The organism is Sinosporangium siamense, from assembly GCF_016863435.1.
In the GTDB taxonomy this organism is placed as follows: Bacteria; Actinomycetota; Actinomycetes; order Streptosporangiales; family Streptosporangiaceae; genus Sinosporangium; species Sinosporangium siamense.
In genome coordinates this window covers 18,982-44,596 of record NZ_BOOW01000034.1, presented here as the reverse complement: position 1 = coordinate 44,596, position 25,615 = coordinate 18,982, and the positions used below count along the sequence as shown (strand labels likewise).

General features: G+C 67.9%; 24 protein-coding genes. 13 read left to right on the top strand and 11 right to left on the bottom strand.

The genetic code is table 11. From position 1 onward, the window contains the following. Positions 1 to 141: 141 nt before the first annotated feature. The 3 genes from Ssi02_RS26195 to Ssi02_RS26185 all read left to right on the top strand — a co-directional run bounded on the left by Ssi02_RS26195 (position 142) and on the right by Ssi02_RS26185 (position 1,392). Positions 142 to 525 (top strand): VOC family protein, encoded by a 384-nt coding sequence (locus Ssi02_RS26195; RefSeq protein WP_204030232.1) that lies wholly within the window; start codon positions 142 to 144, stop codon positions 523 to 525. Between the two features lie 54 nt (positions 526 to 579). Further along, positions 580 to 975 carry a hypothetical protein gene (locus tag Ssi02_RS26190; protein WP_204030231.1) on the top strand — a complete coding sequence of 132 codons (396 nt, stop codon included), beginning with the start codon at positions 580 to 582 and terminating at the stop codon, positions 973 to 975. 81 nt (positions 976 to 1,056) lie between these two features. After that, positions 1,057 to 1,392, top strand: coding sequence for a nucleoside triphosphate pyrophosphohydrolase (locus Ssi02_RS26185; protein ID WP_204030230.1), 336 nt, complete (start codon positions 1,057 to 1,059; stop codon positions 1,390 to 1,392). A 107-nt stretch (positions 1,393 to 1,499) separates the two neighbouring features. Here the strand turns inward: Ssi02_RS26185 and Ssi02_RS26180 are convergent, their stop codons facing one another. Then, on the bottom strand, positions 1,500 to 2,207 hold the full coding sequence (locus tag Ssi02_RS26180) for a LysR family substrate-binding domain-containing protein (protein WP_204030229.1): 708 nt from the start codon (positions 2,205 to 2,207) through the stop codon (positions 1,500 to 1,502). Between the two features lie 112 nt (positions 2,208 to 2,319). On the opposite strand from Ssi02_RS26180, the gene Ssi02_RS26175 reads away from it, so the two are divergent. Further along, positions 2,320 to 2,658 carry a DUF5997 family protein gene (locus Ssi02_RS26175; RefSeq protein ID WP_239129717.1) on the top strand — a complete coding sequence of 113 codons (339 nt, stop codon included), beginning with the start codon at positions 2,320 to 2,322 and terminating at the stop codon, positions 2,656 to 2,658. On the opposite strand, the gene Ssi02_RS38890 is transcribed toward Ssi02_RS26175, so the two are convergent. Then, a complete protein-coding gene (locus Ssi02_RS38890) occupies positions 2,645 to 2,812 on the bottom strand; it encodes a MerR family transcriptional regulator (protein ID WP_239129715.1) in 168 nt (55 codons plus the stop codon). The two genes, Ssi02_RS26175 and Ssi02_RS38890, sit on opposite strands and share 14 nt — an antisense overlap. Before the next feature lie 588 nt (positions 2,813 to 3,400). Here Ssi02_RS38890 and Ssi02_RS26165 point away from each other — a divergent pair. After that, a complete protein-coding gene (locus Ssi02_RS26165) occupies positions 3,401 to 4,051 on the top strand; it encodes an ester cyclase (RefSeq protein WP_204030227.1) in 651 nt (216 codons plus the stop codon). A 233-nt stretch (positions 4,052 to 4,284) separates the two neighbouring features. On the opposite strand, the gene Ssi02_RS26160 is transcribed toward Ssi02_RS26165, so the two are convergent. Next, positions 4,285 to 5,124 (bottom strand): type II CAAX endopeptidase family protein, encoded by an 840-nt coding sequence (locus Ssi02_RS26160; protein ID WP_204030226.1) that lies wholly within the window; start codon positions 5,122 to 5,124, stop codon positions 4,285 to 4,287. An 879-nt stretch (positions 5,125 to 6,003) separates the two neighbouring features. Between Ssi02_RS26160 and Ssi02_RS26155 the strand changes: the two genes are divergently transcribed. Then, complete coding sequence (locus tag Ssi02_RS26155; RefSeq protein ID WP_204030225.1) at positions 6,004 to 7,590, top strand: hypothetical protein; 1,587 nt, start codon at positions 6,004 to 6,006, stop codon at positions 7,588 to 7,590. A 187-nt stretch (positions 7,591 to 7,777) separates the two neighbouring features. Here the strand turns inward: Ssi02_RS26155 and Ssi02_RS26150 are convergent, their stop codons facing one another. The 3 genes from Ssi02_RS26150 to Ssi02_RS26140 all read right to left on the bottom strand — a co-directional run bounded on the left by Ssi02_RS26150 (position 7,778) and on the right by Ssi02_RS26140 (position 13,000). Continuing rightward, positions 7,778 to 10,123: a hypothetical protein gene (locus Ssi02_RS26150; RefSeq protein ID WP_204030224.1), complete on the bottom strand. Its 2,346-nt coding sequence runs from the start codon at positions 10,121 to 10,123 to the stop codon at positions 7,778 to 7,780. Positions 10,124 to 10,663: 540 nt separating this feature from the next. Next, positions 10,664 to 11,986 (bottom strand): MFS transporter, encoded by a 1,323-nt coding sequence (locus Ssi02_RS26145; RefSeq protein ID WP_204030223.1) that lies wholly within the window; start codon positions 11,984 to 11,986, stop codon positions 10,664 to 10,666. Positions 11,987 to 12,019: 33 nt separating this feature from the next. Then, the gene (locus tag Ssi02_RS26140) at positions 12,020 to 13,000 is read right to left on the bottom strand and encodes an aminopeptidase (protein WP_204030222.1); all 981 of its coding nucleotides are present in this window, start codon (positions 12,998 to 13,000) and stop codon (positions 12,020 to 12,022) included. Between the two features lie 170 nt (positions 13,001 to 13,170). Between Ssi02_RS26140 and Ssi02_RS26135 the strand changes: the two genes are divergently transcribed. Next, complete coding sequence (locus tag Ssi02_RS26135; RefSeq protein ID WP_204030221.1) at positions 13,171 to 13,896, top strand: FadR/GntR family transcriptional regulator; 726 nt, start codon at positions 13,171 to 13,173, stop codon at positions 13,894 to 13,896. Between the two features lie 64 nt (positions 13,897 to 13,960). Here Ssi02_RS26135 and Ssi02_RS26130 read toward each other — a convergent pair whose 3' ends face one another. The 3 genes from Ssi02_RS26130 to Ssi02_RS26120 form a co-directional block, all read right to left on the bottom strand. Beyond that, complete coding sequence (locus Ssi02_RS26130; RefSeq protein WP_204030220.1) at positions 13,961 to 15,229, bottom strand: aminotransferase class III-fold pyridoxal phosphate-dependent enzyme; 1,269 nt, start codon at positions 15,227 to 15,229, stop codon at positions 13,961 to 13,963. Between the two features lie 38 nt (positions 15,230 to 15,267). Continuing rightward, complete coding sequence (locus Ssi02_RS26125; RefSeq protein WP_204030219.1) at positions 15,268 to 16,242, bottom strand: aminopeptidase; 975 nt, start codon at positions 16,240 to 16,242, stop codon at positions 15,268 to 15,270. Between the two features lie 96 nt (positions 16,243 to 16,338). Next, positions 16,339 to 17,694, bottom strand: coding sequence for an aldehyde dehydrogenase family protein (locus Ssi02_RS26120; protein WP_204030218.1), 1,356 nt, complete (start codon positions 17,692 to 17,694; stop codon positions 16,339 to 16,341). 59 nt (positions 17,695 to 17,753) lie between these two features. Here Ssi02_RS26120 and Ssi02_RS26115 point away from each other — a divergent pair, with 59 nt between their 5' ends. From Ssi02_RS26115 to Ssi02_RS26105, 3 genes are read left to right on the top strand one after another with little or no spacing between them, the layout of a single operon-like run. Continuing rightward, on the top strand, positions 17,754 to 18,941 hold the full coding sequence (locus Ssi02_RS26115) for a CaiB/BaiF CoA transferase family protein (protein ID WP_204030217.1): 1,188 nt from the start codon (positions 17,754 to 17,756) through the stop codon (positions 18,939 to 18,941). Further along, the gene (locus Ssi02_RS26110; protein ID WP_204030216.1) at positions 18,938 to 19,699 is read left to right on the top strand and encodes an enoyl-CoA hydratase/isomerase family protein; all 762 of its coding nucleotides are present in this window, start codon (positions 18,938 to 18,940) and stop codon (positions 19,697 to 19,699) included. Before Ssi02_RS26115 ends, Ssi02_RS26110 begins: the two co-directional genes overlap by 4 nt. 2 nt (positions 19,700 to 19,701) lie before the next feature. Then, on the top strand, positions 19,702 to 20,238 hold the full coding sequence (locus tag Ssi02_RS26105) for a gamma carbonic anhydrase family protein (RefSeq protein WP_204030215.1): 537 nt from the start codon (positions 19,702 to 19,704) through the stop codon (positions 20,236 to 20,238). Positions 20,239 to 20,388: 150 nt separating this feature from the next. Here the strand turns inward: Ssi02_RS26105 and Ssi02_RS26100 are convergent, their stop codons facing one another. Further along, positions 20,389 to 23,208 carry an FAD-binding and (Fe-S)-binding domain-containing protein gene (locus Ssi02_RS26100; RefSeq protein ID WP_204030214.1) on the bottom strand — a complete coding sequence of 940 codons (2,820 nt, stop codon included), beginning with the start codon at positions 23,206 to 23,208 and terminating at the stop codon, positions 20,389 to 20,391. Positions 23,209 to 23,310: 102 nt separating this feature from the next. Here Ssi02_RS26100 and Ssi02_RS26095 point away from each other — a divergent pair, with 102 nt between their 5' ends. The 3 genes from Ssi02_RS26095 to Ssi02_RS26085 all read left to right on the top strand — a co-directional run bounded on the left by Ssi02_RS26095 (position 23,311) and on the right by Ssi02_RS26085 (position 24,907). Then, a complete protein-coding gene (locus Ssi02_RS26095; RefSeq protein ID WP_204030213.1) occupies positions 23,311 to 23,970 on the top strand; it encodes a GntR family transcriptional regulator in 660 nt (219 codons plus the stop codon). A 349-nt stretch (positions 23,971 to 24,319) separates the two neighbouring features. Then, positions 24,320 to 24,529, top strand: coding sequence for a hypothetical protein (locus Ssi02_RS26090; protein WP_204030212.1), 210 nt, complete (start codon positions 24,320 to 24,322; stop codon positions 24,527 to 24,529). Positions 24,530 to 24,700: 171 nt separating this feature from the next. Next, entirely contained in the window at positions 24,701 to 24,907 is a 207-nt protein-coding gene (locus tag Ssi02_RS26085; protein ID WP_204030211.1) for a hypothetical protein, read from the top strand. Between the two features lie 69 nt (positions 24,908 to 24,976). Here Ssi02_RS26085 and Ssi02_RS26080 read toward each other — a convergent pair whose 3' ends face one another. Next, positions 24,977 to 25,612 (bottom strand): 3'-5' exonuclease, encoded by a 636-nt coding sequence (locus tag Ssi02_RS26080; protein WP_204030210.1) that lies wholly within the window; start codon positions 25,610 to 25,612, stop codon positions 24,977 to 24,979. Positions 25,613 to 25,615: the final 3 nt, after the last annotated feature.

Genomic DNA, 25,615 nt, shown 5'->3' with positions numbered 1-25,615 from the left:
GTCCTTCCAGTCGTCCACTCCCGCGGTCTCGTCGGCGGAGGGTACGGCGACGTCGGTCTTGGCCCTTTGTAAATGTCCGACGCCGACAACCGGGTTATAAACGAGAGGCGTCGACCGGGGTGTCCACATACACTGACGGGCATGGCATGCCGCATCAGTGAGCTGGTCCTCGACGCCGCCGACCCCGACCGGCTCGCCGCATTCTGGAGCGAGGTCCTCGGCTACGTCGAACTCGGCAGGGAGGACGACGGAAGCATCGAGATCGGGCCACCCGGCACCGGCTTCGGCGGCCCCCAGCCCACCATCATCCTCAGCCCCGGCAACGAGCCGCGGACCGGGAAACTCCGGCTGCACATCGACGTCAACGCCACCGACCGCGACCAGGACGCCGAACTGGAACGGCTACTCGCCCTCGGCGCCAAACCCGTCGACGTCGGCCAGACCGGCACGGAGAACTGGCACGTCCTGGCCGACCCGGAGGGCAACGAGTTCTGCCTCCTGCACGCCCGGCTCAAGCCCGTCTGACCAGCCGTTGCTTCGCCGCCCGGCGATGCCAGTGATCCGCTACGGGGAGGCTCCGTGACCCGCTACGGGGGCCCCGCCGTACTGACCGCGGAGCGATGGGCGGTGGACGCCGAGGTGCGGTTGCGCATAGAGCAGGCCTCAGCCGCCTCTCAGTACGGCGAAGCCCGGGAGTGGGTGATCGCCCGCACTGAGCAGACCTGCCGTGCCTGCCCCAGCCAGTGGTACGCCTGGACGGCCGAAGACGAGTATCTCCACCTTCACTACCGCCGCGGCGTGGGCACCGTGGAACGCCACCCCGGGCCAGACGTCGCCCCCTGGGACAAGGGCCGCCTGATCGCTCGGTGGGACGACGGCACGTCCGGCAGGCAGATCGGCCTGTCCGACTTCTTAGCAGCAGCAGGCCTGACCACGGCGTCACCCCTTCATGTGTATGGCATCGACTCTTGCTAGGAATGCCGGTCACCTGATGTGCGCTGGGGCCGTTGAGGCCGGGTTGTCAACGCGAGCGGTATCGACCAGGAGGGCGACATCTTGGGCCAGGAACAGACGATCACGTACGGCAAGCTGGTGCGTGACCGGATCCCGGAGATCATCGAGTCCGCCGGCCGGAGGGCCCAGGTGCGCGTCCTCGATGAAGCCGAGTTGTTCCCCGCGCTGATCGCCAAACTCGCCGAAGAGGCCGAAGAACTGCGCCGAGCCGAGCCTGAGGACCGTCTCGGGGAACTGGCCGATATCTACGAGGTGCTGGGGGCCCTCGCCGAGACACTTGGACTCTCCTTCGAGGAGCTCCAAGAGGCAGCCCGCCACAAGCGGGCCGAACGGGGCGGCTTCGGCGACCGCCTGTGGCTCGACGAGGTTTCCGGGTGATGAACCCTCTGCCAACGGTCTCACGGCGCTGCGGGAGTGGGCTGAGCCCGTACGTCCGGATCTCCGGTTGGTGTCGTCCGGTGAGCAGCGACGTATCTGTCTGAAGGTCACCGAGGCCGGGGGCCCCGCTGTTTCCGGCTGGTTGGCGGCGCGGCCCGGCGAGCGGAGCCGTTCCGTGCGGGCTTTCGTGCCTGCCGCTGCGCCGGTTTCTCCGCAGGGGAGGCGGGGGTGCGGCCCCGCGAGCTGTTCGCCGTCCGGCCGCGGACGATGCCGATGAAATCTTCCACCAGATCGGTGGTCGCGTCCGTGGGCCAGGTCAGCGCAACCTGAGACTGCGGCGCGTCCGTTACCGGCCGGTAAGTGAGATCCCTGCGATGGTGGAGGCGCGCCAGTGACAGCGGAACGATGAGAATCCCGGCGCCGGTCGCTACGAGCTCGACCGCGTCCGCCGTTGTGGCCGGGCGGATGAACGCGGGCTGCCCGGGCCGGACCGTCCACTCGATGGTGTCGTCCAGGGGATGGAACACCTCGTCGTCGACAAGGTCGGCGATCGTTACCTCGTCGGCGGCGGCGATCGCGTGGTCCTTGGGCGCAATGACCACCGTGGTCTCCACGTAGAGGGGAATCACGCTGAGTCCGTCCCGGTCGACCGGCAGCCTGGCGAAGCCGGCGTCGGCGTCGCCGCTACGCAGGACTCCCACCACCTCGGCGGCGGGAACCGAGACCAGGGTGAGCGGCACACCGGGCATTCTCTCGGCCCAGATGTTGACCCATTTCGCGGGTGTCACCCCGGGCACATACGCCAGTCGAAACATCCTGCCGGTCTCTCCATCAGTCACTTCCTCAGGGTACCGATGTCAGAGGAGCCTATTCTGGCTGACTATTCTTGACCCCATGACCTCGCCCAAATCGAAGACCGTCCAGACAATGAAGCCCGTGACCGCGGCCAAGAAGCTGGGTGTCCTCCTCTCGGCCACTCCCGCCGAGTTCCAGGCGGGTGTCATCTCCAGGGACGAGCTGAACGAGTTGCAGTCGAAGCCACCCGCCTGGCTCGCCGACCTGCGCCGCAACGGCCCGCACACCAAGCAGGTCATCGCCGCGAAGCTCAAGGTCTCCATCGCCGGCCTGGCCCGAGGTGGGATCACCGGACCGCTCACCACCGATGAGATCGATGCGCTGAAAGCGGAGAACCCGGAGTGGCTGAAGCACGAGCGGTCCATCCAGGTCAAGGTCCGCGAAGAAGCTCTCCGCCTCAAGCAACGCTAGACAGCTGAGATCCTGCACGTTTCTCCGCCAGGACCTCGGCGATGGTCGGCAAGCCCATGCCGGGCCGGCGCATGAGCAGGATCCGCTGTAGCCGGGCGACTGCGGTGGAGTTGTAGTAGCGGTAGCCGTTCGCGCCGGCCCGGGACGGGACCACGAGCCCGACGCGGTCGTAGTGACGAGGGTCCGGCTGGTGATGCCGGCCCTCGCCGCGAGTTCCTGGATCGTCCGCTCCGTTCCTCCAGTTCCGCCCGGGCTCCACCGCAGGTTGTGATTGAGCTTGTGCACGGCGGTGGCCTCCAGCCGCTCCACGTTCTCGGGGGAGGGCCAGAACGTGATGGCGAGGTTGCCCGAGATGCCGCCGAACCCGGTCAATCCTTGGCAGGGACCCATGAAGTGTTCGTCACTCGGATGCGGAGCTCTTCGTCGAGGTACGGCAGGCATGCCATCACCCAGTCCCGTCATGACCGGCGGTTCGCCGCTGCGATGGGCTCACGCAACTTGGTCAGCCGCTGTCCCAGTGTGCGCAGTTCCCCCGTCTTGCAGCCCGCGGTGACGCACCCTTCAGACGTCGGCGGGATGAGAACCGGCTGATCGAGGGCCCAGGTCAGGAGACCTCAGCCGAGAGCGGTATCGAGTTAAGTGGATCACCGCAGGCCGGGCGCTTGACGGGACAGATCACATCCATCAGGATTTACCGGCTTAATTCGTTTCTAAGGTAGCAGTCCGAAAGGATGGAATTTTCTTGTCCGAAACCCCGTTATGGCTCCAGGGACGTTCCGCGGTGGTCGAGGCCGCGGATTCGAGTGAATGGCGCGACGGTCTGCCCGACTACGACCTGTCACATGAAGTCATGCCGCAACAGCGGACGCATCACTTCGAGCCTGACTCGCTGGAGGCCGTAGTCGAGCGGATCGTGCAGGTCTTCGAGATGGAGGTCTCGCACAAGAAGGATCCGGCGACCTGGACCTCGATGGTCACCGAGCGTTTCCGGACCAATGTCAACGGCGGTCCGTGGGCCACCGCGGCGGATATCGCGGAGATCGGCAGCTACAACATTCTGATCGGAGACAGCGTCTTCTACCGGAGCGGGCAGGAGACCTTCGATTCCTCACACCGCGTCTTCCACAAGGCTTTCCCCGGCGGATTCTTCTGGGAGGTTCTCGAAGTGCTCAGCCCGCCACCTGTCGTCACCTTCAAGTGGCGCCACTGGGGCGCGTTTGACGGCGAGTACCAGGGTTTCCCGCCCAATGGGCAGACGGTCGAAATGTACGGCATCAGCGTGGCAAAGCTAACCGACGACCTTAAGCTGGTGGAGGTCGAGCACTACTACGACCCCAATGACTTCCTCGGCAAGCTGACCGGCGGCTGCCCAGTGACGCATAGGGAGCCATGATCGCGCTGGCCTCGGCCGCCCGTTGACTCCACGGCCGGACTGTCGTCCTGTGGGGCTCTTCCCTGGTCCCCGGTCGACGTCCGGCTCCTCATCTTCTCCGGTGCCGACCGTCGGCTCGCCTCTCCGGGATGACCGATCTCTGCGGGCCGTTGCCAGTCGGCCCGCACTCGGCGCCATGTCGGCCGCCCCCGGCCCTGCTCTACTCCGTTGTGACACGGCCTGTTCACGTTCGGCTACTTCACTGATGATGTAACGGGCTCCGGCATGAGGATTTCCGTCGCGGCCCCGTCGCGGCTCAACATGGACTTCCGGTTCAGCACGACAACAATCACGGCCGCGACAACGAACACGAGCGTGTCCCACGGCTGGGCGTCGGGCCATGCAGGCCCGTTCATCTGGAAATGGAACAGGACCGCGACGAGGATGCTGCCCCGCGCCGCATTGAACATGGGCGTGACGATGACCGAAATGGCAATGACCGCGATGACGTACGGGCCGAACGACCAGGCGCTCTGCGGCGTCCCGCTAAGGAGGAAGGCGGGCAGGTGCCACAGGGCCCAGATCGCGCCCAAAACCAGGCTCGCCCAGAGCGGCGCCATACGGCGCTGCAACAGAGGTAGTGCGACACCACGCCAGCCGAACTCTTCGATGGGCCCGATGAAAAGGTGCATCGCCAGGGCCGGTAGTACCGCATACCAGGGTGAGTACGGGAAGGGATCGCTGATCGTTCCCTTCATCGCCGCTCCCACGTAGAACAGGAGCGGGATACCGGCCACGAGGAAGACCCACCAGGCGGCCGGCATCCGCCACAAGGTGAGGCGCCGGAAATAGCTGCCGAGGCCCTTGAGTCCGTAGTGACGCCATACCAGTGATACACCGGCGAAACCGGGAGCGTAGACGGCCAGAATAAACAGCGGGTTCGTCAGGCTGAGTTCGCCGAAGACGGCTTCGATCTGGGCCGTGAAGAGAATCAGGAGCAGGGCGATGCCCCATGTCAATCCAAAGCTTATGGCCAAGAAGGCGCGCAGCGATCGGAATGTCATTCCTGACACGGGTTGCTGGGCTGGGCTCATCTGATCTCCGTCTTTCTTGCAACCGGCCAGGCTGAGCCGCTGCGCACACGGTCACACAGTCAACTGGAGATCACGGCGCCTAGAAATAGGGGACTTCCCTGACCTGGCCCCGGTTCCGCCCCCGGTTCACCCGCCCTGCGCGTCCGGGGCTTCGCAGCGAAGCGATCTGCAAACGGTCCCAATCCCGCCAGGTCGCTACCTCTCGTGAACACCCCACCAGAAGATGCAGGCGAGAAGGGTCTTTGGAGCAATCCGGAAGCCCGTTTCCCATGCCTTTGGCGGCGACCGCATGTCTGTTACCGTCGGCGCAGGGCAAAGGAAGCGCGGTATGTCGACAATGACGGAGTTGCAGTCCAGTTCCTCCGCGCTGCCATGGCCGCCACCGAGTCAGTCGGAATCGACGTTAGCCTGGCGCTACGCGACTCATCGGTGTGGCCCGCCCTGATGCGGCCGAACGCCACCCACATCAGTTGCGAATAGACGATTCAGGGGATGCAGTCCCTATGGCAGCTCACGGGCGACGAGCTGCTCCGGCTAGGGCCTCGACCGGTGTACGGAGCCTCCGGCAGGAAGACTGAGCGAAGTACGGCACCGCCCCCAACATCACCTTGCCAGGGCCTCGTGGCGCCCTAACGCATGGTCCGAAGGTGTGTCAAGACACTGAGGTGGTTGCCAAGTCGCCCTGTTATGACCGCCTTGAGTGATCTTGTCACGGTCCAACGCTGGGCGATTGGATCTAGGGGTGATCTTCTGCGGTGCGTCGCAAGCGGCGGGTTTCGGATGTGTCACCCGTATCGCTGCCTGTCCCGCCCAGTTCGGTCCTGTCTGGGCGCACCGCTCATCAGCCTGCGCCGTCCTCCAAACGAAGGAGTCGCGACCTTGACCATGCTGACCTACACCGTCATCACCGACCCGGCGCCTCTGGTGGCGTCAGAGGCGGGGCGGAAGTCCAAGTCCACGGGGACGGTGTATCTGCTCGTCACGAACACCGGGCAGACGGCGTACTCCAAGATCACGGTAACGGTTCCCGTCGGCACTGACGCCGGCCACCTCACCCAGGACATCACCACGATCACCCCCAAAGGCGAGTACACCGACATTAAGACAGGTGGCACCCGTTCGGTGACCGTTCAGACGCAAGGCTCCGCTTTCGAGGTCACCGACCAGGGCGGTAAAGCAATCAGTTTCGGCCCCGGTGACTACGTGGTGCTGACGCTGGAGAACGTCACCGTCGCCCCCAAACCCGGACTGGCCGTGCTGCGGGTGACCGAGGCCTCCAGCAGAAGCAAGACTGGGAAGCCGCGCGACAGCCATACGGCGGTGGCGCTGGTGAAGACCGCGCCAAAGGAGATACCGGCGCCGCACAGCTTCCTCGCGGACAACGCCGTAGTGGACGCTGGAACAAAGGTCACGCTGGGCTGGGAGGGATCCGACGACTTCACATACGAGATCCTGTTCCCGGGTGGCCGGAAGACCGTTCCCAAGGTCAAGCACACGGGGTCGCATGGTCCGTACTCCTTGGTGCTGGACGCCGCCGACGCCCCCAAACGCGACACCACCTACACCCTTATCGCGAGCTTCGGCAGCCGGCTGCACACCCTCACCACGACCGTTCAGGTGCGCAATCCCATCCTGGAAACTCTTACCGCCACCGATGGCGTCACCACCCCGTGGGTCCAGGGGGCGGCCCAGGGCGACGGGGCCTTCGCTCTCCTCCCGGGAGGGGTGAAGGTTTGGAGCACGCGCGGCTCCAATGACCTGGGCACCCTGTTCGCGGGTGAGGCTACCGTCAGTGGTTTGGCGGCGGGGTATGTGAAGGGGCTCAATGAGGGTGATGGGGATATCACCTTCTTCCAGGGTGGCGTGAAGGTCTGGCGTTCACGTAGTTCCAACGACGCGGGGGTCCTGTATGCGGGTGAGGCCACCGTCAGTGGTTTGGCGGCGGGATATGTGAAGGGGCTCAATGAGGGTGATGGGGACATCACCTTCTTCCAGGGTGGCGTGAAGGTCTGGCGTTCACGTAGTTCCAACGACGCGGGGGTCCTGTATGCGGGTGAGGCCACCGTCAGTGGCCTGGCCGCGGAGTATGTGAAGGGGCTCAATGAGGGTGACGGGGACATCACCTTCCTCCAGGGTGGCGTGAAAGTCTGGCGCACCCGCGGCTCCAATGACGCGGGCGTCCTGTACGCCGATAAGGCCGACCTCAGGGGCGTCAACACCGAATGGGTGCAGGGAAGGAACAACGATGACGGATGGATCAGCTTCCTCAGGTATGGGGTGCAGGTATACCAGGGCGGAACGGACAACCATGGCGTTGTGTACGCCGACTCCATACGCGCGAAGGATGCCCCCTACGGGCAGGGTGGCGGGTGGATCAACCTCCACGAAGAAGGGATAACCGTTTATCTGTCAAAGGACGGGAGTAATGGGCTTGGGAGCGTGACGGCCCGTTCCTTCGACCATTGAACGAGTTTTAACGACACCCCCTGCACATGAAGTGGCCCCGGAGGATGCTCCGGGGCCACTTCACGTGCTGTGGTCGGGGCAGTGAGCGAGAAAGGGGAAATGCGTGGCGCCGCAGAGGAATCACGTGATGCGAATCACGGCAGGGATTTCCGTGATCGCCGGCCTCAGGCCGTAGCGCGACGCGGCGCTACCACCAAGTCACAGGATTGTTGTGGATTGTCAGCTCCGTCCATGCATGAACGGGTTCGACAGAGATCTTTTCGGAATGGGCGGAAATGCGGCCGGTGGCTCCGTCGTTAGCGTTCGACTTGGGCGCGATCAAGGTCTCGGACTGGCCCTCCCACGCGGGGGTGTCGAATGTGACGTCGTCGTCGGCGTCCACGAGGCGGGCGGCCGCGACGACTCTGATGGTCGTGTCGTCAAGAAGTTCGAGGTCCACTCGGACCTCGGCGCGACCGAAGTCCGTGATGGCGACGCTCGACACTTGTGTCGCCCTGCGAGCCTCCGCGTGCCGGGGATGCCCGGCCGGGAAGTAGTCCAGGCCCAGATATACCGGCGGTAGGACGTAGGTGGTGTGCTTCCATCGGTCTTCGCCGATCAGGCGCCGGTTGACCGATCGCCCACGGACCTCGATGACGATCTCGCGCCGGACCGAAGGTGGCGGGATCAGCTCGATCTCGAAGTGGTCGGTGAATCCTTCGGCGATAACTTCGACCACCTGTCCGGCCGACTTCATCACGATCTGCTGGTCGTGGTCGTTGTAGAGCGCCTCGCACCAGTACTTTCCCGCAGGTAGGCCACCCAGCTCGAACACGCCAGAGTCTTTGTGGGCGTAGAACGACGAGCATCCGATTCGCACCCTTGCGGGAACCGGAACCTCGGTGCCTGATTGTGTTTCACGATAGAAAACCCGCCCCTGGACACCTCCGGTTCCCTGCGAGATCTGCCAGCTGCTCGGTGGCGGTGGGTTGGCCACGAGGGTGGGCGGGCTGACCCGCATCCTGTCGTTGAATCCATAGATGCCGTGCACGATCTCGCTGCTCGTGTCCACGTTGTGCGGTGCCCAGGCATGGTAGGTGTTGTCGGGGCTGACGCTGTCTCCGGTCCCGGGATGTCGCCACGAGTCGTCGTCCGTGGCGCTGGCGTCGCACTTATCGGACGCGAAAGCGTTGCACATCTGGTTCGCTGTATCCGACGGCATGTCACTGAGCAGAACGATAAGTTCCTTGACGGTGACGACGCTGATGCCCAGTAACGTGGTGACGAGCTGCAACGGCAAGGTTGCGAGCATGGTGAGCAACGTGCCCAGCTGCAGAACTCCCGCGGCCAAACCGAGCCTTGCCTCGACCTCGGGAAGCTGCTCACCCAAAGAATCTCTGACCTCGGTGACCACCCGCTCGTACAGCCACTCCCCGGCCCTCCTCCGGTCCCCCTCGTCGTAGTGATACAGCCCGTCCGGTGTAGTCGGCTCGACCTTGTACCCGAACGGATTCCGCGGCAGGTGCGACTCGGCGGAGCACTCGTAACCCGGATAGAAGATCTCCTGGCGACCGTCCAGAACGATTCTCCGGTGCCCCAGGCGCGCCGCACGTTCGTTGGCCAGCTGGACGGCCTGCCACACAAGGCTGGCGCACTGGAGGGGGACCGATGCGGTCAGCGGTACGAGCGGTCGTAGGCCCGTGCATTCGCTGGACAGGTCCGCACCCATCCTCTCCAGACGGGGCGGTCCGAACATCGCCGAATCTCCACCGATATCGCCTTTAGTGTAGGCATAGAACCGGTAGTGACCATGGATGTCTTTGGACGCGTCCGCGACACGATGCAATGCCCTGCGGATCTCGGGAAATTGAGACTCCTGGTGCCAGCAAGGTTGCACGACGATGGGCCACACGAGCCGCTCGGTGCCCTCGATCGTCATGATCTTGGGCTCGAAGGACAGAGAGTCGATGTGATAGCGGCGTCCGGTTGTCTCATCCAGTTCCGAGAACCCGGAGAGTGGAATCTCGTCTCCGTCGGGATATCTCCGAGCCTCCCCATTCGAATCCCGCTCGACGGGATGATCCCGCCACGTCAGGTAAGCGGACTCGACCGACTGGGTGACCGTGCCCGGCCACTGGTGACGCAATGCGTCCTCGTGAAAACCGTTGGTCGGAGCCGGCTCGATGCCTAAGATGCTTCCGTTATAGAACTTCTTCATCCAGGTCGGGTTCGCCGTGGCCTGCCGCACCTCGGTGAAATCACTGGTCATGATTCCCATATGGCTGAAGATCTGCGGGGGTTCGAGTTGCAGCAACAACCCGCCGATGAACCCGTGCGGGCCGCCTGGCGCGAGGATCAGGTCGCCTTTTTGAGCGTTGGAGATTCGCCACGGTAGAACGACCTCGCTCGGCGGTGGGTCGTCGGTCAGCTGCGCCGTCACCCGCACGTCCGGCTGGCACACCGGTTGTTCGTCCGGACATGCGCCCTCCCGGGCAGCTTCGCCGAGAATGGCGTGTATCTCGGCGGGCAGATCCTCTGGCTTGATCGGCGGCACGTGCCCCTCCTTCCACAGATGGGCTTCAGTATGGAATTCAGGACCAGCTGGAACATCGTTAGAAGTGCACAAAAATGACGTTCTAGAGACCTGCGCCTCGGCCGGTGCCCTGGAATCGCCCTAACGTGATTTCAGGGCCGAAATGGGCAGTAGGAACATCGTACTGATGAGATAGAGGCGAGGCGCGGTATATGCCCGGGCGCCCTCACCGTCATCGGCCGGAGCGGCGCCACCGTTGACGGCCGGCAAGGAAACGAGCCGGTGACGGGTGCCGTTCCGAAGGTGTCGGGACGAACGTCATACTCTGGCCGTTCTGCAATCAGTGGTAGTGCATGGCAGGTTACGAGCCGCGAAGCAACTCCAGCCGGCATCGGCAGAGAGCACTAACGCAGAAGGGGCGAGCGCGCTCAAGCGCTCGCCCCTTCCGCCTTTCAGCTACGCCACGTCGCCGCCGCGCCCATCGCGCCTGCCGTCCTCAGCCTGCCCACCTATCCGCAGGCACGGCGACGTAGCAACGGTCTGGCCGCGAGCCGGTTCTGTTTAGGAAACGCCGACCCTGGCGCCCTCGGTGGCGATCTCCTCGTCGGTGTGGATGAGGCGGCGGCGCAAGCCGTACACGCACAGGGTGGTGATGGTGGCGACGGCGGCCATGTAAAGGCAGATGAGCCAGGGCTCCTCGCCCCCAAGGACCAGGAGGTAGGTCAGGATGAGCGGGGTCAGCCCGCTGGAGACGATGCTCGCGAACTGGAAGACCACCGAGATGCCGCTGTAACGCACCTTCGCCGGGAACAGTTCTGAGTAGAGCGCGCCCTGCGGGGCGAACATCAGCGGGTAGGCGATGCCGAAGACGACGACGAGCGTCAGCGTCACGATGACTTCGGACGCGGTGTCGAACAGCATGAACGCGGGGAAGGCCGCCAGGCCCAGTGCGATCGCGCCCGCGCCGTAGATCTTGGCCCGGCCCAGCAGGTCGGAGACCAGACCCCAGATGGGGATGAACACGGCGGCTACCACGGCGGCGATGGTGACCGCCAGCAGCACGGAGTCCTTGGTCATGCCGGCGTGCACGGTGAGGTAGGTGACGGCGAAGACAGCCCAGGTGTTGAAGCCGACGCCCTCGGCCCACTTGGTGCCCATGGCCAGGAAGATCGTGCTCTTGGGCGTCTTCAGCAGGTCGCGCAGCGGCGCCTTGGCCACCTCACCCTGCTCCTGCAGGTTGCGGAAGGCCGGGCTGTCCATGATCTTCAGCCTGATCACCATGCCCGCGACGATGAGCACGACGGAGGCGAGGAAGGGGATGCGCCACCCCCAGGCCAGCATGTCGGCGTCGCTCAGCGTGCCGGTCAGCACGAAGAACACGGCGCTCGACAGCACCAGGCCGACGGGCACGCCGATCTGCGGCCAGCTGCCGTACAGGCCGCGGCGCTTGGCCGGCGCGTATTCCACGGCGAGCAGGACCGCGCCTCCCCATTCGCCGGCGATGCCGATGCCCTGCGCGATGCGCAGCACGATGAGCAGCGCGGGCGCCCAGATGCCGATCGACTCGTAGGAGGGCAGGAGGCCGATGAGCGTGGTGCATACACCCATGATCATCATGGTGATGATCAGCGCGGACTTTCGCCCGATCCGGTCGCCGAAGTGGCCGAACAGGAGGGCGCCGATCGGCCGGCCGATGTAGCCGACCGCGAACGTGCCGAAGGACAGCAGGATGCCGACGAACGGGTCGCTCGCGGGGAAGAACACCGTGCTGAACACGAGACCCGCGGCCAGGCCGTAGATGAAGAAGTCGTACCACTCGATCGTGGTGCCGATTGCGGAGGCGAAGGCTGCGGTCCTGCGCTCTTTGGGGGTGGGGACGGACATCGGTACTCCTACTACGTGCAACAGGTTGGGGGGTCAGATGGCGTGGAGAAGGGTGCCGTTGCGGAACACCGTTTGGCCGCCGATCTCGATGGTCGGGTTATGGAAGACCATGTCGACGTGGATGCCGGCGTCGACGATCTGGATGCCGGGGTCTGCGGGCGTGGTGCCGACCGCGATGTGCGCGGTGCCGTAGCACGCCTCGGCGCTGGTCACGTTGTCGATGAGCAGCGCCTGGTCGTTCAGGCCGATGCCGACCTCGCACACGTCGTACGCGTGCGGGTTGCCGGTGTCCGCAAGGATGCGGCGCAGGCGGTCCGCCTGGGCGGAACCGTGTACGGCGACCGCCCTGCCGTCCTCGACCTCGACCGTGAACGGCTCGGTGATCAGGCCGACGCCGACGCAGTAGGCGTCGACGACGATCGTGCCGTTCGCGGAGCCGCGGACCGGGATCACTCCGGCTTCCAGGCACGGAGGCGCGCCGAACTGGCCCGGCTCCCTGGCCAGGCCGGTGAGCGCGCGGCCCGGCCGCCCGGCGGTCGACAGTGTGATGTCGGTGCCCGCGGCGGTGGTGAGCCGCATGGTTTCGGCGGCGGTGACGAGGTCGGCCACGCCGACGATGCGGGGCGCGAGGTGGTCGAAGTCGGCGTACACGGCGCCGGGCCCGGCCAGCATCGCGGCGTCGATGTCGCCGATGAACAGGTAACGCAATCCGTCGCGCTGGGCGTTCTGCCTGGCGACGCTGTGCTGAACGAACTGGGTGGTCAGCTCGATGACGACGTCGGCGGCGTTGAAACCGGCGGCGGCCACCGGGCTCGGCTGGGATCGCGCCACATCCTGGCGGCGCATCTCCACAACCGTGACCTCCGCTCCGTGGTCTTCCACGGCTGCGCGGAACGCCCGCGCAATGGCGGCGTCGAGGCCGTCGTCGGTGAGGATGAGCACCTGCTCGCCCGGTCGCGGAGCTGCGCACGCGACCAGGCGTGCCGCTCCACGGGACACCGCTTCGTCCTTCATCCGGTGCTCTCCGTTCGTTCTTTGGTCTTCGGTCAGACCAAACTAATCTCGTAGCATATGGTGGTCAAGGGTTTGATTGCACGGCACGTATCCTTGAGGGGCGGAATCCCCCGTCGGGTGCGCTACGGTCAACCTGGCAATCCCGTCCCGACAACCCGAGGAATGCGGCGATGGAGCTCGATCTGGCACCCGTGAACCGCGAACCGACCTACGAAGTGGTCATCTCGCGATTGAAGGCCGAGATCTTGGCCGGGCGCTTGCGCGCGGGCGACCGGCTCCCCGGGGAGCGCGCGTTGTCCGAGCAGCTCGGCGTCTCGCGCGCGTCGGTCCGCGAGGCGATCAGAGCCCTGCAGGCGATGGAGATTGTGAACGCCCGGCCGGGCAACGGGCCCACGTCAGGGCTGATCATGACGGCGCGGCCGGGGGTCGCGCTGTCCAATCTGATGCGCCTGCACGTCGGCCTGGCCAGCTACAAGATCGCCGACCTGATGACGGTGCGCGTAGGGCTCGAGAAGCAGGCGGTGGAACTGCTCGCCGCCCAGGACGACCTCGACCTGACCGAGCTCGACGACCTGCTCGACCAGATGGCGGAGCCGGGCATGACGCCGTCGGAGGTGCAGGACCTCGACGCCGAGTTCCACCTCATGCTCGCGACCAAGGCGGGCAACCCGCTGCTCGCCGACATGATGAACGCGCTGCGCGACGGCATCGCGACCTCGATGCTCGCGGCCTTCAACGCCCAGCCCGACTGGCCGGAGTTCGTCGCCGCGATTGTGGGCGAGCACCGCGACATCCTCGACGCGCTGCGCGCCCGTAACGGCGCCCGCGCCACCACGCTTATGCGTGCCCACGTCGAGGGCTTCTACGACGCCCTCGTCGAGGGACAGGCGGACTGAGCACGAGGCGGCCCCCCGGGCTGGAACGGCCCAGGGGGGACCTCCCGTTCGTGAGGGCGGCGGTTCAGGCGACGGTCATGGCCTTGGCGAGGATGTCCAGGGCGGAGTCGGCCTCCGCCGCCGTGAGGGTGGTCGGCGGCATCAGGCGCAGGACGTTGCGGTGGACGCCGCAGCTCAGCACCAGCAGCCCGGACTCAAGCGCGGCGGCGCGGACGCGGGCGACCGCTTCCACAGCCGGTGTGTGGTCGTTGTGTCTGAGCTCGACACCCAGCATCACGCCGCGCCCACGGACATCGGTGCGGTACGGCAGGTGCCTGGCAATGTCGGCCAGTCCGTCGCGCAACCGCGCGCCCACCGTCCTGGCGTTCGCGAGCGCGCCGTCGCGCAGCACCTCGAGAACGCCGAGAGCGGCGGCGCACGCCACCGGGTTTCCGCCGAACGTGCCTCCGTGCGCCCCGGCCGGCCAGCGTTGCATCAGCTCCGCGTTCGCCACCAGCGCCGACAGCGGGAACCCGTTGGCGATCCCCTTGGCCAGCACCAGCGCATCCGGCACGACGCCGCTGTCCTGGTAGGCGAACATGTCGCCCGCGCGGCCGAACCCGGACTGGATCTCGTCGAAGATCAGCACGATGCCGTGCCTGTCGCACCGCTCGCGCAGGCCGCGCAGGAACGCCGCGGGAGCCGGCAGGTAGCCGCCCTCGCCCTGGATCGGCTCGACGACGATCGCCGCCACCCGGTCGGCGGGAACCACCAGGTCGAAGTATTCGTCAAGCTGGGCCAGGCAGCGCCGTACCTCCGCCTCCTCGGTCTCCTGCCGCGCGAACGCGGAGGGGTAGTCGAGGTGGTTCACGGCGGGTAGCGCGGCCAGATAGCCGCCTCGGTAGGCCGAGGCGGAGGCCGACAACGCGGTCGTGCCGAGGGTGCGGCCGTGGAAGCCGCCCTTGAAGGCGATCAATCCCGCTCGCCCGGTGACGTGCAGGGCCAGCTTGACCGCGCCCTCCAGAGCCTCGGCCCCGCTGTTGGCGAAGAACACCTTGCGATCGCCGCCGGCGAGCTCGACCAGCTCGGCGGCGAGCTCGATGTAGGTCGGGTAGACGCCTACGTTGTGGCCGGCGTGGACGAGCGTGTCGAGCTGGGCGCGCACCCGCGCCATGACCGCGGGGTGGCCGTGCCCGACGTTGGTGACCGCGACGCCGCTGGCGAAGTCGAGTATCACGCGGCCGTCGTCGGTGGTCACGTAGGCGCCTTCCGCGCTCACGATGGCGAGGTCGGTGTGCCGGGCGGCGGCCGGCGGGAAGAGGCGGGCGGCCTGCTCGGACAGCGTGGGGGACATGCGTTTCCTAACGATCGGGTCGCCGGAGAGGCCGGCGCCTAGGCTTGCGGGAGGGTGACACCGTCGGCGAGGATCACCACACCGTCGACGGTGACGCGGGCATCGCGGGTGACCAGGTCGCAGTGGCCCGGCGCGCGCACGCTGCTGCCGAAGGTGATGCCGTTGCCGATGCCGACGTGCATGGTGCCGAGCTCGGCCTCGTCCTCCAGTCCGCCGCCCGAGCCGATGCGCGCGTTGGGGTTCATGCCGAGGCCCAGCTCGACCGCGTGATACATGTTCTGGTCGCCGTAGGACTCCAGCAGCGCCCTGAAGGCGTCGGCCTGCCTGCCGCCCTCGATCGAGGTGATGCGGCCCTGCTGGAAGGTGACGCGCACGGGCGATTCTGCGGGGCCGCCGGGCACCAGGGCGCCGTCCACGACCATGACGCCCTCAAGCGTGCCCTCGTCGGGGGCGACTGCCACCTCGATGCACGGCGGTGGCGAGATCGTGCCCGGTTCGTGGCAGATGCCAGACTGGGGGACGGCCTTCTTGCCGGCGATGGACGCGGTCAGGTCGGTGCCGCCCGGCGTGGTCACCCGGTAAGTCGAGCCCGCGTCGAGAATCGCGGCGATGCGGTCGATGACGACCTTGCGCTCGGCGAAGTCGATCTCCAGTGAGCCGTCGGTGAACACCTCGTCGCAGACGTCCGGCATGAAGATCAGGCGGGCACCGGCGCGTGAGGCGGCCAGCCTGGCCTGGCTGTGGTTCACCGAGAAGGTGGTGGGGGCCACGATCGCGTCGGCCGCCGCCATGGCGGCGGCCACCGGCGCCGGTGGCTCCTCGCCGTGGCGGGTGCGCGGCGTCATCGTCAGTTCGACGACCTCGGCGCCGATGATGTGGCCCGCCGCGGCGAACGCGGCGCCGTACTTCGTGGTGGCGCTGTCGGTGAGGACCAGCAGGGTTTCGTCCGGGCTCAGCGCCAGGCACTGCTCGAGGATGCGGTGGGCGGGGCGGAGGAGGAAGTGATCGGGCAAGGCGGTCTCCAGATCATCATTAGTATGGACTGACCATATAAATAAAGACCATTTTTGGTCAACGGGAGGTAAGGGCTAGGCGCACGCGCGGGAGGCTCATGGGGTGCCGAGCGTGATGGTGTGGATCTGGGTGTAGAGGTCGCGGGCGGTCTTGCCCTGTTCGCGGGGGCCGTAGCTGCTGGCCTTGGAGCCGCCGAAGGGGGTGTGGAGCCCGACGCCCGTGGTCGGAGCGTTGATCTTGATCATGCCCGCGTCGAGGCGCTCGGCGACGCGGAGGCAGGCGTCGACGGCTCTGCCGTACACGCCCGCGGTCAGTCCGTATTCGGTGTCGTTCGCCGTCGCGACGGCCTCGTCGAGGGAGTCGACCGCCGCCACCTGCACGACGGGACCGAACAGTTCCTCGCGCGCCAGCACGGCCCGCGCGGGCACGCCCGTGAGGAGCGCGACCCCGCCCTCCCCGCGATAGACGGGCGTGGCCCCGGCGGCCACCGCCTCGTCGACGACGGCGCGGGCCCGCTCCGTCGCCGCTGCGTTGATCAGCGGCGGGACCACGGTCGCCGGGTCGGCGGGATCTCCCGCGACGGCACCGGCCAGCCGTTCGCGCAAGGCCGCCACCACGTCGTCGTATACGGCCCGCTCACACAGCACCCGCCGCGTGGCGGTGCACTTCTGCCCGCCGTATCCCGTCACCGCATACGCGAGGTCCGCCGCCGCGCGCTCGATGTCGGCGTCGGCGAGCACGATCGCCGGATTCATCCCGCCCATCTCGGCCTGGACCGGCACCCCGCGCCCGGCCGCCGCGGAGATCACCGTACGGCCCACGGCGCACGACCCGGTGAAGGAGACCGCGTCGGCCGCCGACACGACCGCGCTTCCCGTCTCCGCGCCGCCTGGGAGCAGTGCGACGAGCCCTTCAGGTAGCTCGGCGGCCAGGATCCGCACCAGTTCCGTGGCGCAGCCGAGCGCCTCGGGGCTGGGCTTGAGCAGCACGCCGTTCCCGGTGGCCAGCGCGGGCGCCGCCTTCCAGAGCGGGATCGCGATCGGGAAGTTCCACGGCGTGATGAGCCCTGCCAGCCCGCGTGGCCGCCTCTGGGTGAGAAGGTAACCCTCCGCGTCGTTCGGGTAGGTCTCACCGTAGGGGTCGAGCACCTGCTGGGCCGCGTAGTGGACGATGCCGATCGCACGTGCCATCTCGCCCTTCGCCTCGGCTACCGGCTTGGCCACCTCGCGCACCATCAGGCCGGCCAGGGCGCCCGCCTCCTGCTCAAGGCGGTCTCCGATCCTGCGCAGGGCGGCGCCGCGCGCGGTGGGGCCGATCGACATCCACTCCGCCTGCGCGGTGCGGGCGGCCTGCGCGGCGCGGGTGACGTCGTCGCGGGAGGCGGCGGGCGCGGTGGCGACCAGGTCGTCGGAGCGATAGGGGTTCCAGCTTTCGACGATCAAAGAGTTCACTTTCCTTCGTTACCCTGACCTATGTATGGTCTGACAATACATGTGAGAAAGGTAGGTTCATGAGTGCACTGTCCGGTGTCCGCGTCCTCGACATCAGCCAAGTCCTCGCCGGGCCGTACGCCGCGATGCTGCTGGCCGACCTCGGCGCCGACGTGATCAAGATCGAGGCGCCGGGCCACGGCGACCACAGCCGCCAGATGGCGCCGCGCGTCGCCGACAACGTCAGCGGCGCCTACCTCGCGGTCAACCGCAACAAACGCGGTGTGTCTGTGAACCTCAAGGACGAGCGTGGCCGTGAGCTCGTGCGCAGGCTCGCCGAGAACGCCGACATCGTGATCGAGAACTTCCGCCCGGGGGTCGCCGCGCGGCTCGGCATCGACTTCGAGACGCTCTCGGTCGCCAACCCGCGGCTGATCCACTGCTCGATCTCCGGCTTCGGCCAGACGGGGCCGTATTCGGCGCGCGGCGGCTTCGATCTCGTCGCGCAGGGCATGACCGGGCTGATGTCGATCACCGGGGAGCCGGACGGCCCGCCGGTCAAATGCGGGGTGCCCATCACCGACCTGACCGCGGGCCTTTTCGCCACATACGGCATCCTGGCCGCGCTGGCCGCCCGGGAGCGCACGGGGGTCGGCCAGCAGGTTGACGCTTCGCTGTTCGAAGCCGGGCTCGGCCTGGAAGTGTGGGAGTCGGTCGAATACTTCCACACGGGCGTCACGTCCAGGCCCACCGGTTCCGCGCACCGGCTCGGCGCGCCGTACCAAGCCTTCCGCTGCGCGGACGGGCACTTCACCGTCGGCGCGGACGGCGACAGGCACTGGCCGCGCTTCTGCGAAGTGATCGGCCGCCCCGACCTGCCCGCCGACCCACGCTTCGCCACCAACACCGAACGGCTGGCCAACCTCGCCGCGCTGGTCGCTGAGATCGAGGAACGCACGGTGACACGGAAACGCGACGACTGGCTGGCCCTGCTGGAAGCGGCGGGGATCCCCGCCGGCCCCATCCACACGGTGCCGGAGGCGCTTGAGGACCCCCACACCCGTGCGAGGGGCATGGTCGTGGACATCGAACACGCGACCCTAGGCCCGCTGAAGGCGCTCGGCCCCGCAGTGAAGCTGTCGGACACGCCGGCGTCGGTACGTACCGCCGCTCCCGACCTGGGCCAGCACACTGACGAGGTGTTCGGCGAGCTCGGCCTGGGCGCCGCCGACCTGGCAGAGCTCAGGGACGCGAAGGTGATCGCGTGAACGCCACGCTGAGCGTTGACGGGCACGTCGCCCTGCTGACCCTGGAGAACTCGCCGCTCAACATCATCACGGCGGGGATGCGCCCGCATCTGGTCGCCGCCATCACCAAGGTGGCCGCCGATCCCGAGATCCGCGCGCTGGTGGTGACGGGCGCGGGCGAGCGCGCCTTCTGCGCCGGCGCCGACCTCAACGAGGAGGCCGATCTCACGCCGGAGACGGTACGGAGATTCCTCGACGACGACTGCGAGATCTACGACGGCCTGGAGAACCTTCCCATCCCGGTCATCGCCGCGATCAACGGCCACTGCATGGGCGGCGGCCTTGAGCTGGCGCTTTCGTGCGACATCCGGGTCGCCGCCGACGACGCGCTGCTGCGCGCGGCAGGCGTGCGGGTCGGGCTGGTGGTGAGCACGACCCGCATGACCAGGCTGGCCGGCCCCGCGGTCGCCAAGGACGTCATTCTGACCGGGCGGACCTTCACCGGCGCCGAGGCTAAGAGCCTGGGCATCGTCGCCCGCTCGGTGCCACGCGCCGACGTGCTGACCACCGCGATGGACACCGCCCGCGAGATCGCCGGCCGTGCCCCCCTGGCGGTACGGCGGGCGAAGCAGGCCATCGGCGAGGCGCTCGACCTGCCCTACGCCGAGGCGATGGAGCGCGAGCTGCAGCACTTCGCCGAGCTGTCGGCGACCGAGGACCACAAGCACGCCATCGCCGCGTTCTTCGCGCGGCAGACGCCACAGTTCAAGGGACGGTGAACATGGGCGCGGAGGATCGGGCGCTGGTGCTCGCGCTGGACGGCGCGGCACCCGCCGTGGACGCCTCGGCCTGGGTGGCGCCGGGGGCGACGGTCGTGGGCGCCGTCGTGCTGGAGGTGGGCGTCGGGGTCTGGTATTCGGCCGTGGTGCGCGGCGACGGCGACCGCATCGTGGTCGGGGCGGGCAGCAACGTGCAGGACGGGGCTGTACTGCACGCGGATCCCGGGTTTCCCGTGCAGATAGGCGCGGGGGTGACGATCGGTCACCGGGCCGTGGTGCACGGTGCGGTGATCGGCGACGGGTCGCTGGTGGGGATGGGGGCGATCGTGCTCAACGGTGCGGTGGTCGGAGAACGCTGCCTGCTTGCGGCCGGGTCCCTCGTTCTTGAGGGAGCGGTCATCCCCGCCGGGTCCCTCGTGGTCGGGTCGCCAGGCAGGGTGCTCCGGCCGCTCACGGCGGCGGAGATCGCCGACATCGAGGAGAACGCGCGCGACTACCGCGCCAACGCGGAACGCCACCGGGCCGCCCAGCCTGTGTAGAGGTGTGGGGATCGCAGGCTCGGACCGCAGTGTGGCGCGGTCCGGGCCTGCTTGGTCTACAGCGTGGCGCGGAGTGGAGACCGACGTCACCGGGCCGCCCGCCCCGCGTTGAGGTGCGGAGCGGGGGCCCGGATCACAGCGTGGTGCGGTTCAGTGGAGGGCGGAGCGGAGGATCTGGGCCAGGTGCGCGGCGGTCCGGTCGGTGCCGTGGGCGACCTGGGTGCGACAGGAGAACCCGTCGGCCAGCACCAGATCATCTTCGCCCGACGCCCGCACCTTCGGATACAGCTCGCGCTCGGCACACGCCTGCGACACCTCGTAGTGCCCGGGCTCGAAGCCGAAGTTCCCGGCCAGCCCGCAACATCCGGACCCGACCGCGTCGACCGCCACCCCGAGCCGCCTCAGCACCTCCTGGTCGGCCGAGTAGGACCCCTTGGCCTCCTGGTGGCAGTGCACCTGGGCCACAGCCGACGCCTCAAGCCGGCGGAACGGCCACGTCCCCGCCCGCGCTACCGCCTCGGCGAATGTGTCGACGCGTGAGCCGAGCAACTCGGCCCGCGCGTCGCCCGGCAGCAGCTCACGCGCCTCGTCACGCAACATGACCGTGCACGACGGCTCAAGACCGACCACCCGCATTCCCTCGCCGAGCTGCTCCTCGAGCGCGTCGAGCCCGCGGCGCAGCGCCTTGCGCGCCACGCCGAGCTGGCCGGTGGAATGCCAGGTCAGTCCGCAGCACACGGGCCCGCGCGGCATTTCGACCCGGTAACCGAGCGCCTCGAGCACGACCACCGCGTCCCGCCCGATCTCCGGCTGGAGGTAGTTGGTGAACGTGTCGGGCCACAGCACCACACCCGGTCGCTCATCGCCCGGCGCCCGGCCCGCCTTGTCGCGCAGCCGTACCGACGAACGCAACGACCTGTCGGCGAAGCGGATCAGGTCGCGCCGCGGCTCCACACCGCCGGCCCGTTTGACGGCAGCGGCCACACGCGGGCGGGCGAGGGCGGCGTTGACCAGCCGCGACAGCGGCCGTGCGGCCGTGACCAGGCGCGACACCACCGGCAGCCAGCCCATCGTGTAATGAGCCGCCGGCCGCAACCGGCCCGCGTAATGGTGATGCAGGAACTCGGCCTTGTACGTAGCCATGTCCACACCGACCGGGCACTCACTCGCGCACGCCTTGCACGAAAGGCACAGGTCGAGCGCGTCGCGCACCTCCTCCGACCGATAACCGCCCGTCACCGTCGCACCGCGCAGCAACTCGCTCAGCACCCGCGCCCGCCCCCGCGTGGAGTGCACCTCGTCACGCGTGGCCTTGAACGACGGGCACATGCTCCCCGAGTTCTCCGTACGGCAGAGCCCCACCCCGACACACCGGTCCACAGCCGTGGCGAACGATCCGCCGTCGGAGTGAAAGGCGTGCACCGGCCGCAGCTCGAACGCGGCGCGCCCCGGACCGGGACGGACCGCGGCGTCGATCGGGTCGGGCGAGACCAGTACGCCGGGATTGAGCAGCCCGTCCGGGTCGAACACGGACTTGAACCCGGCGAACGCCGTAAGCATCGCCGGCGAGTACATCGCCCCGAGAAGTTCGGAGCGCGCCCGGCCGTCGCCGTGCTCACCCGACACCGACCCTCCGTGCGCCGCCACGAGAGACGCGGCGTCGGTGATGAAGGCGCGGTAGGCGGCGAGCCCCCGCTCGCTGCCCAGCTCGAAGTCGCAGCGCAGGTGCAGACACCCCTCGCCGAAGTGGCCGAACGGCACGCCGCGCAGCCCGTGCTCCGCCAGGAGCGCGTACAGATCGCGCAGATAGCCGGCCAGCCGGTCGGGAGGCACGGCGGAGTCCTCCCAGCCCGGCCACGCCTCGCCACCGTCCGCCATGCGCGTGGCGATGCCCGCGGCCGACTCGCGGATCCGCCACAGCGCACGTGCCCGCGCCGGGTCCTCGACCAGTTCGGCGCTCGCGCTTACCCCGGCGGCGACCAGCCGAGCCGCCTCGACGGCAGCGCCGGGCTCATCCGCGCCGAACTCGCAGTACAACCACGCGTCGCCGGCCGGCAGGTCCGGGACCTTCCCGCCTCGGGCCCGGAGCGCGGCCAAAAGATCGGTCCCCATGCCCTCCACCGTGAGCGCACGGGAGCGCGCCAGCTCCGGCGCCGCGGCCGCCGCCGCGAACACGTCGGGAAAGCCCAGCACGAGCAGGACCCTGCTGCGCGGCGCCGGCACCAGCCGTACGGTCGCCTCGGTGAGGATGCCACAGGTGCCCTCGCTGCCGACGAGTGCCTTGGCCACATCGAACCCGTTCTCGGGCAGCAGGTGGTGAAGACCGTATCCCGAGACCTGACGGGAGAAGCGGTTCAGCTCGGTGCGCACGGCGGCCAGGTGCGGACCCCGCCAGCGCCTCAGCGTCTCGTCGAGCGCGAGATCGCCGGAGGTGCCCGCGGTGGCGGTGTGCGTTCCGCCGTCGGCACGCACCTGGGTGAGCGAGACGACATTGTCCGCCGTGGTGCCCCACGCCACCGAGTGCGACCCGCACGCATTGTTGCCGATCATGCCGCCGAGCGTGCAGCGCGAGTGCGTGGAGGGATCGGGCCCCAAGGTCAGCCCGTACGGCGCCGCCGCGTCGCGCAGATCGTCGAGCACCACACCCGGCTCGACCACGGCAGTCTTCGCCTCCGGGTCGATCCGCAGGATCCGGTTCATGCGAGCGGAGAAGTCGAGCACGATGCCGGAGGAAATCGCATTGCCCGCGACCGAGGTCCCGCCCCCACGCGCGGTGACCGGCGTGCCGGTCTCCCGCGCCACCTCCAGCACCCGCTCCACGTCCGCCCCGTCACGTGGCGTCACCACCGCGAGCGGCGGCATCCGATAGATGGAGGCGTCACTGGAATAGGCGGCCCTGACCGCCTCCCCGTCACGCACCAGCGATGCCACGCCGAGCCGTTCGCGCAGCAGGGCGGCTACCGTGCCCATGATGTCTCCTGTTCGCATAGTTGCATGCAACAGTAGCATGCAACTATGGGACGGTCCCGGCATGCTTGACTACCAGCACCACCAGTAGAAAGAAGACCGCCGTTGACCAAGAGCGACCGCCTCGCCATCGCGATCCGCGACGCCATCCGCCGCGGCGAACTGATCTCCGGCGTGCTGTACTCCGCACAGGAACTGGGCGAGCGCTTCGGCGCCTCACGCACCCCGGTGCGCGAGGCACTGCTCCGTCTGGCCGACGCCAACCTGGTCAAGATCGAGCGCAACCGCGGCGCCCGCGTCCTCGGCAGCGACATCCACGACGTGGTCGAGGTCGGCGCCCTCAGACTGCTACTCGAACCCGCAGCCACCCGAGTGGCCACCCTGCGCATGGGCGAGGCCGACCACGCCCGCCTGCACGCAGCCCTCGACCGCATGCGCGAACTAAGCGACGAACCCGACGCCATGTTCGCCGCCGACCGGGACTTCCACGACATCATCCTGCGCGCAAGCGGCAACCGCCGCCTGGCCGACATGGTCGCCGGCCTACGCGAAACCGTCGTCCTGCACGGCCGCACCACCGTGCCCGCCGCCCGCGCGGTAGCCCAGGTGATCGCCGAACACACCGCGATCGCCACCGCCATCGTCGCCGGCGACCAGGCCGCCGCGGAACGAGCGATGCGCCACCACCTCGCCACCACCACCGGCCTCCTGATCGCCGACGACCCCTCAGCCGGCCACGACCTCGCGGCCTGGCTCGAGCCGTGAGTCGGCCATCCGCGACCGGGCACCGTCATGCTCTGGACCGGTCAGAGTCCCCACGCTTCGCGGGCCTTTCGATGGGCGCATCGCCATCACCCGGGTGACGGTCGTTCAGTTATCGGCTAGGCCGACGATAACTCAACCAGCGCGTATGGCGGTCTCGCCTACGCCATGTGAGCCAGACCCACAAGCACCGCTCTCCAAAAGCGGGTGTCGACCACACCGGCCTGTTCGCTCCTCTGCCCCACCGGAGATCGACCGGGCCGAGCCGTATGACCAGCCTTACGTCGAACCGCATGCCGAGTTGCATGAGTTGGACGACCACCCTCTGGACGACACGGTAAGCACAGGAGACGTGAAGGTCACCAACATTGCTTACCGGGCTAAGCACACCGGCCTACAAGGTTTGCTCGCCTCGGTCCTGATCGACATCGGCCGGGCACTCGCCTCGCTCCAGGCCGGCGCCGGAATCCACTGGAAGCTCATCGGCTTCTCCCTCGGCCGGGCGTTTCTGACCGCCCTCATCACCTTCCTGCACAACGACAAGAGCGCGGCCTCCGAGTAGCCCCCGGCGTAAGAAGAAGGAACTCCACCAGTCCTCACTCCCTTCAGGTGAGGGCTGTTTCTCATTTCCAGCAATAGAGAAGGGACGCAATTGGCCGCCACCTACCACCTCGAGATCGACTAGGCAACCACCGTCCAGTGCACACTGCGCTGGCTAAAGGACGGCCAACTGGTGGACCTCACCGGGGCGACCACCCGCTTGGAGATCAGAGTCGCCATCTGCGGCGACCTGCTGCACCGCCTGGACACCGCCAACGGCGGGCTGGCCCTGGGCGGTGCCGAAGAGATGGTCCTGATCCAGATCCCACCCCAGGTCAGCTCGGCGTGGAGGGTGCCCACGGCCGACTGCCCTCGAAATCGTCGAAGCCCCAGACGGTGACCCGCCTCGTCCAAGGGGCCGCCTACTGGTAGGCAGGCGGGTGCATCCTTCCGTGGATCTGTTATCAGGTCACCAGAGCTGCTCCTGCGCCCCGTCGCTGACAGCGGGATCGCTAGGTGGGCCTCCCGCTGCCAGCAGTTCTCCTAGCGTCGGCTCTTTGTTCCAGTGGCCAGCGAAGAGTTTTGCCAGCAGCAGCCCTGTCGCGGCTGCATCCCACAGCGCGCGATGCGGCCGGCCGGCCGGAACGCGACGGTCGACGTCGTCTCGCAGCGAGTACTCATCCACCAGCGAGATCAGAGAGGCCCGCCGGCCGTGACCGGAGCGGCGGGCGAGCCTGAGCGTGTCGATCAGCCCCGCCGGGCCGACCGACGGATGGCGGCGATGCAGCAGACGCCAGTCGACACCGACGTTGTGGCCCACCAGCCATGCCCCACCCAGACGGGTGACCAACTCCGGCTCGACCTCAAAGGATGCCGGGGCATTCCTCAGAACGGCGTCGTTTATTCCCGGGGAGATCCACGGACGGCGGGGGACGGGCCGTCCGGGGTTGATCAGGCTGGTGAAGGCGGTGCTCATGTCGAGGCGGCCACCGGACAGCGGGATGAGGGCGATCTCGAGGATCGCCTCGTGCTCGCGGTCCTGGGCTCCGGTGCCCTCTAGATCCACAACCACGAGTGGAGCCGCTGTCCAGGGCCGATCCAGCATGGC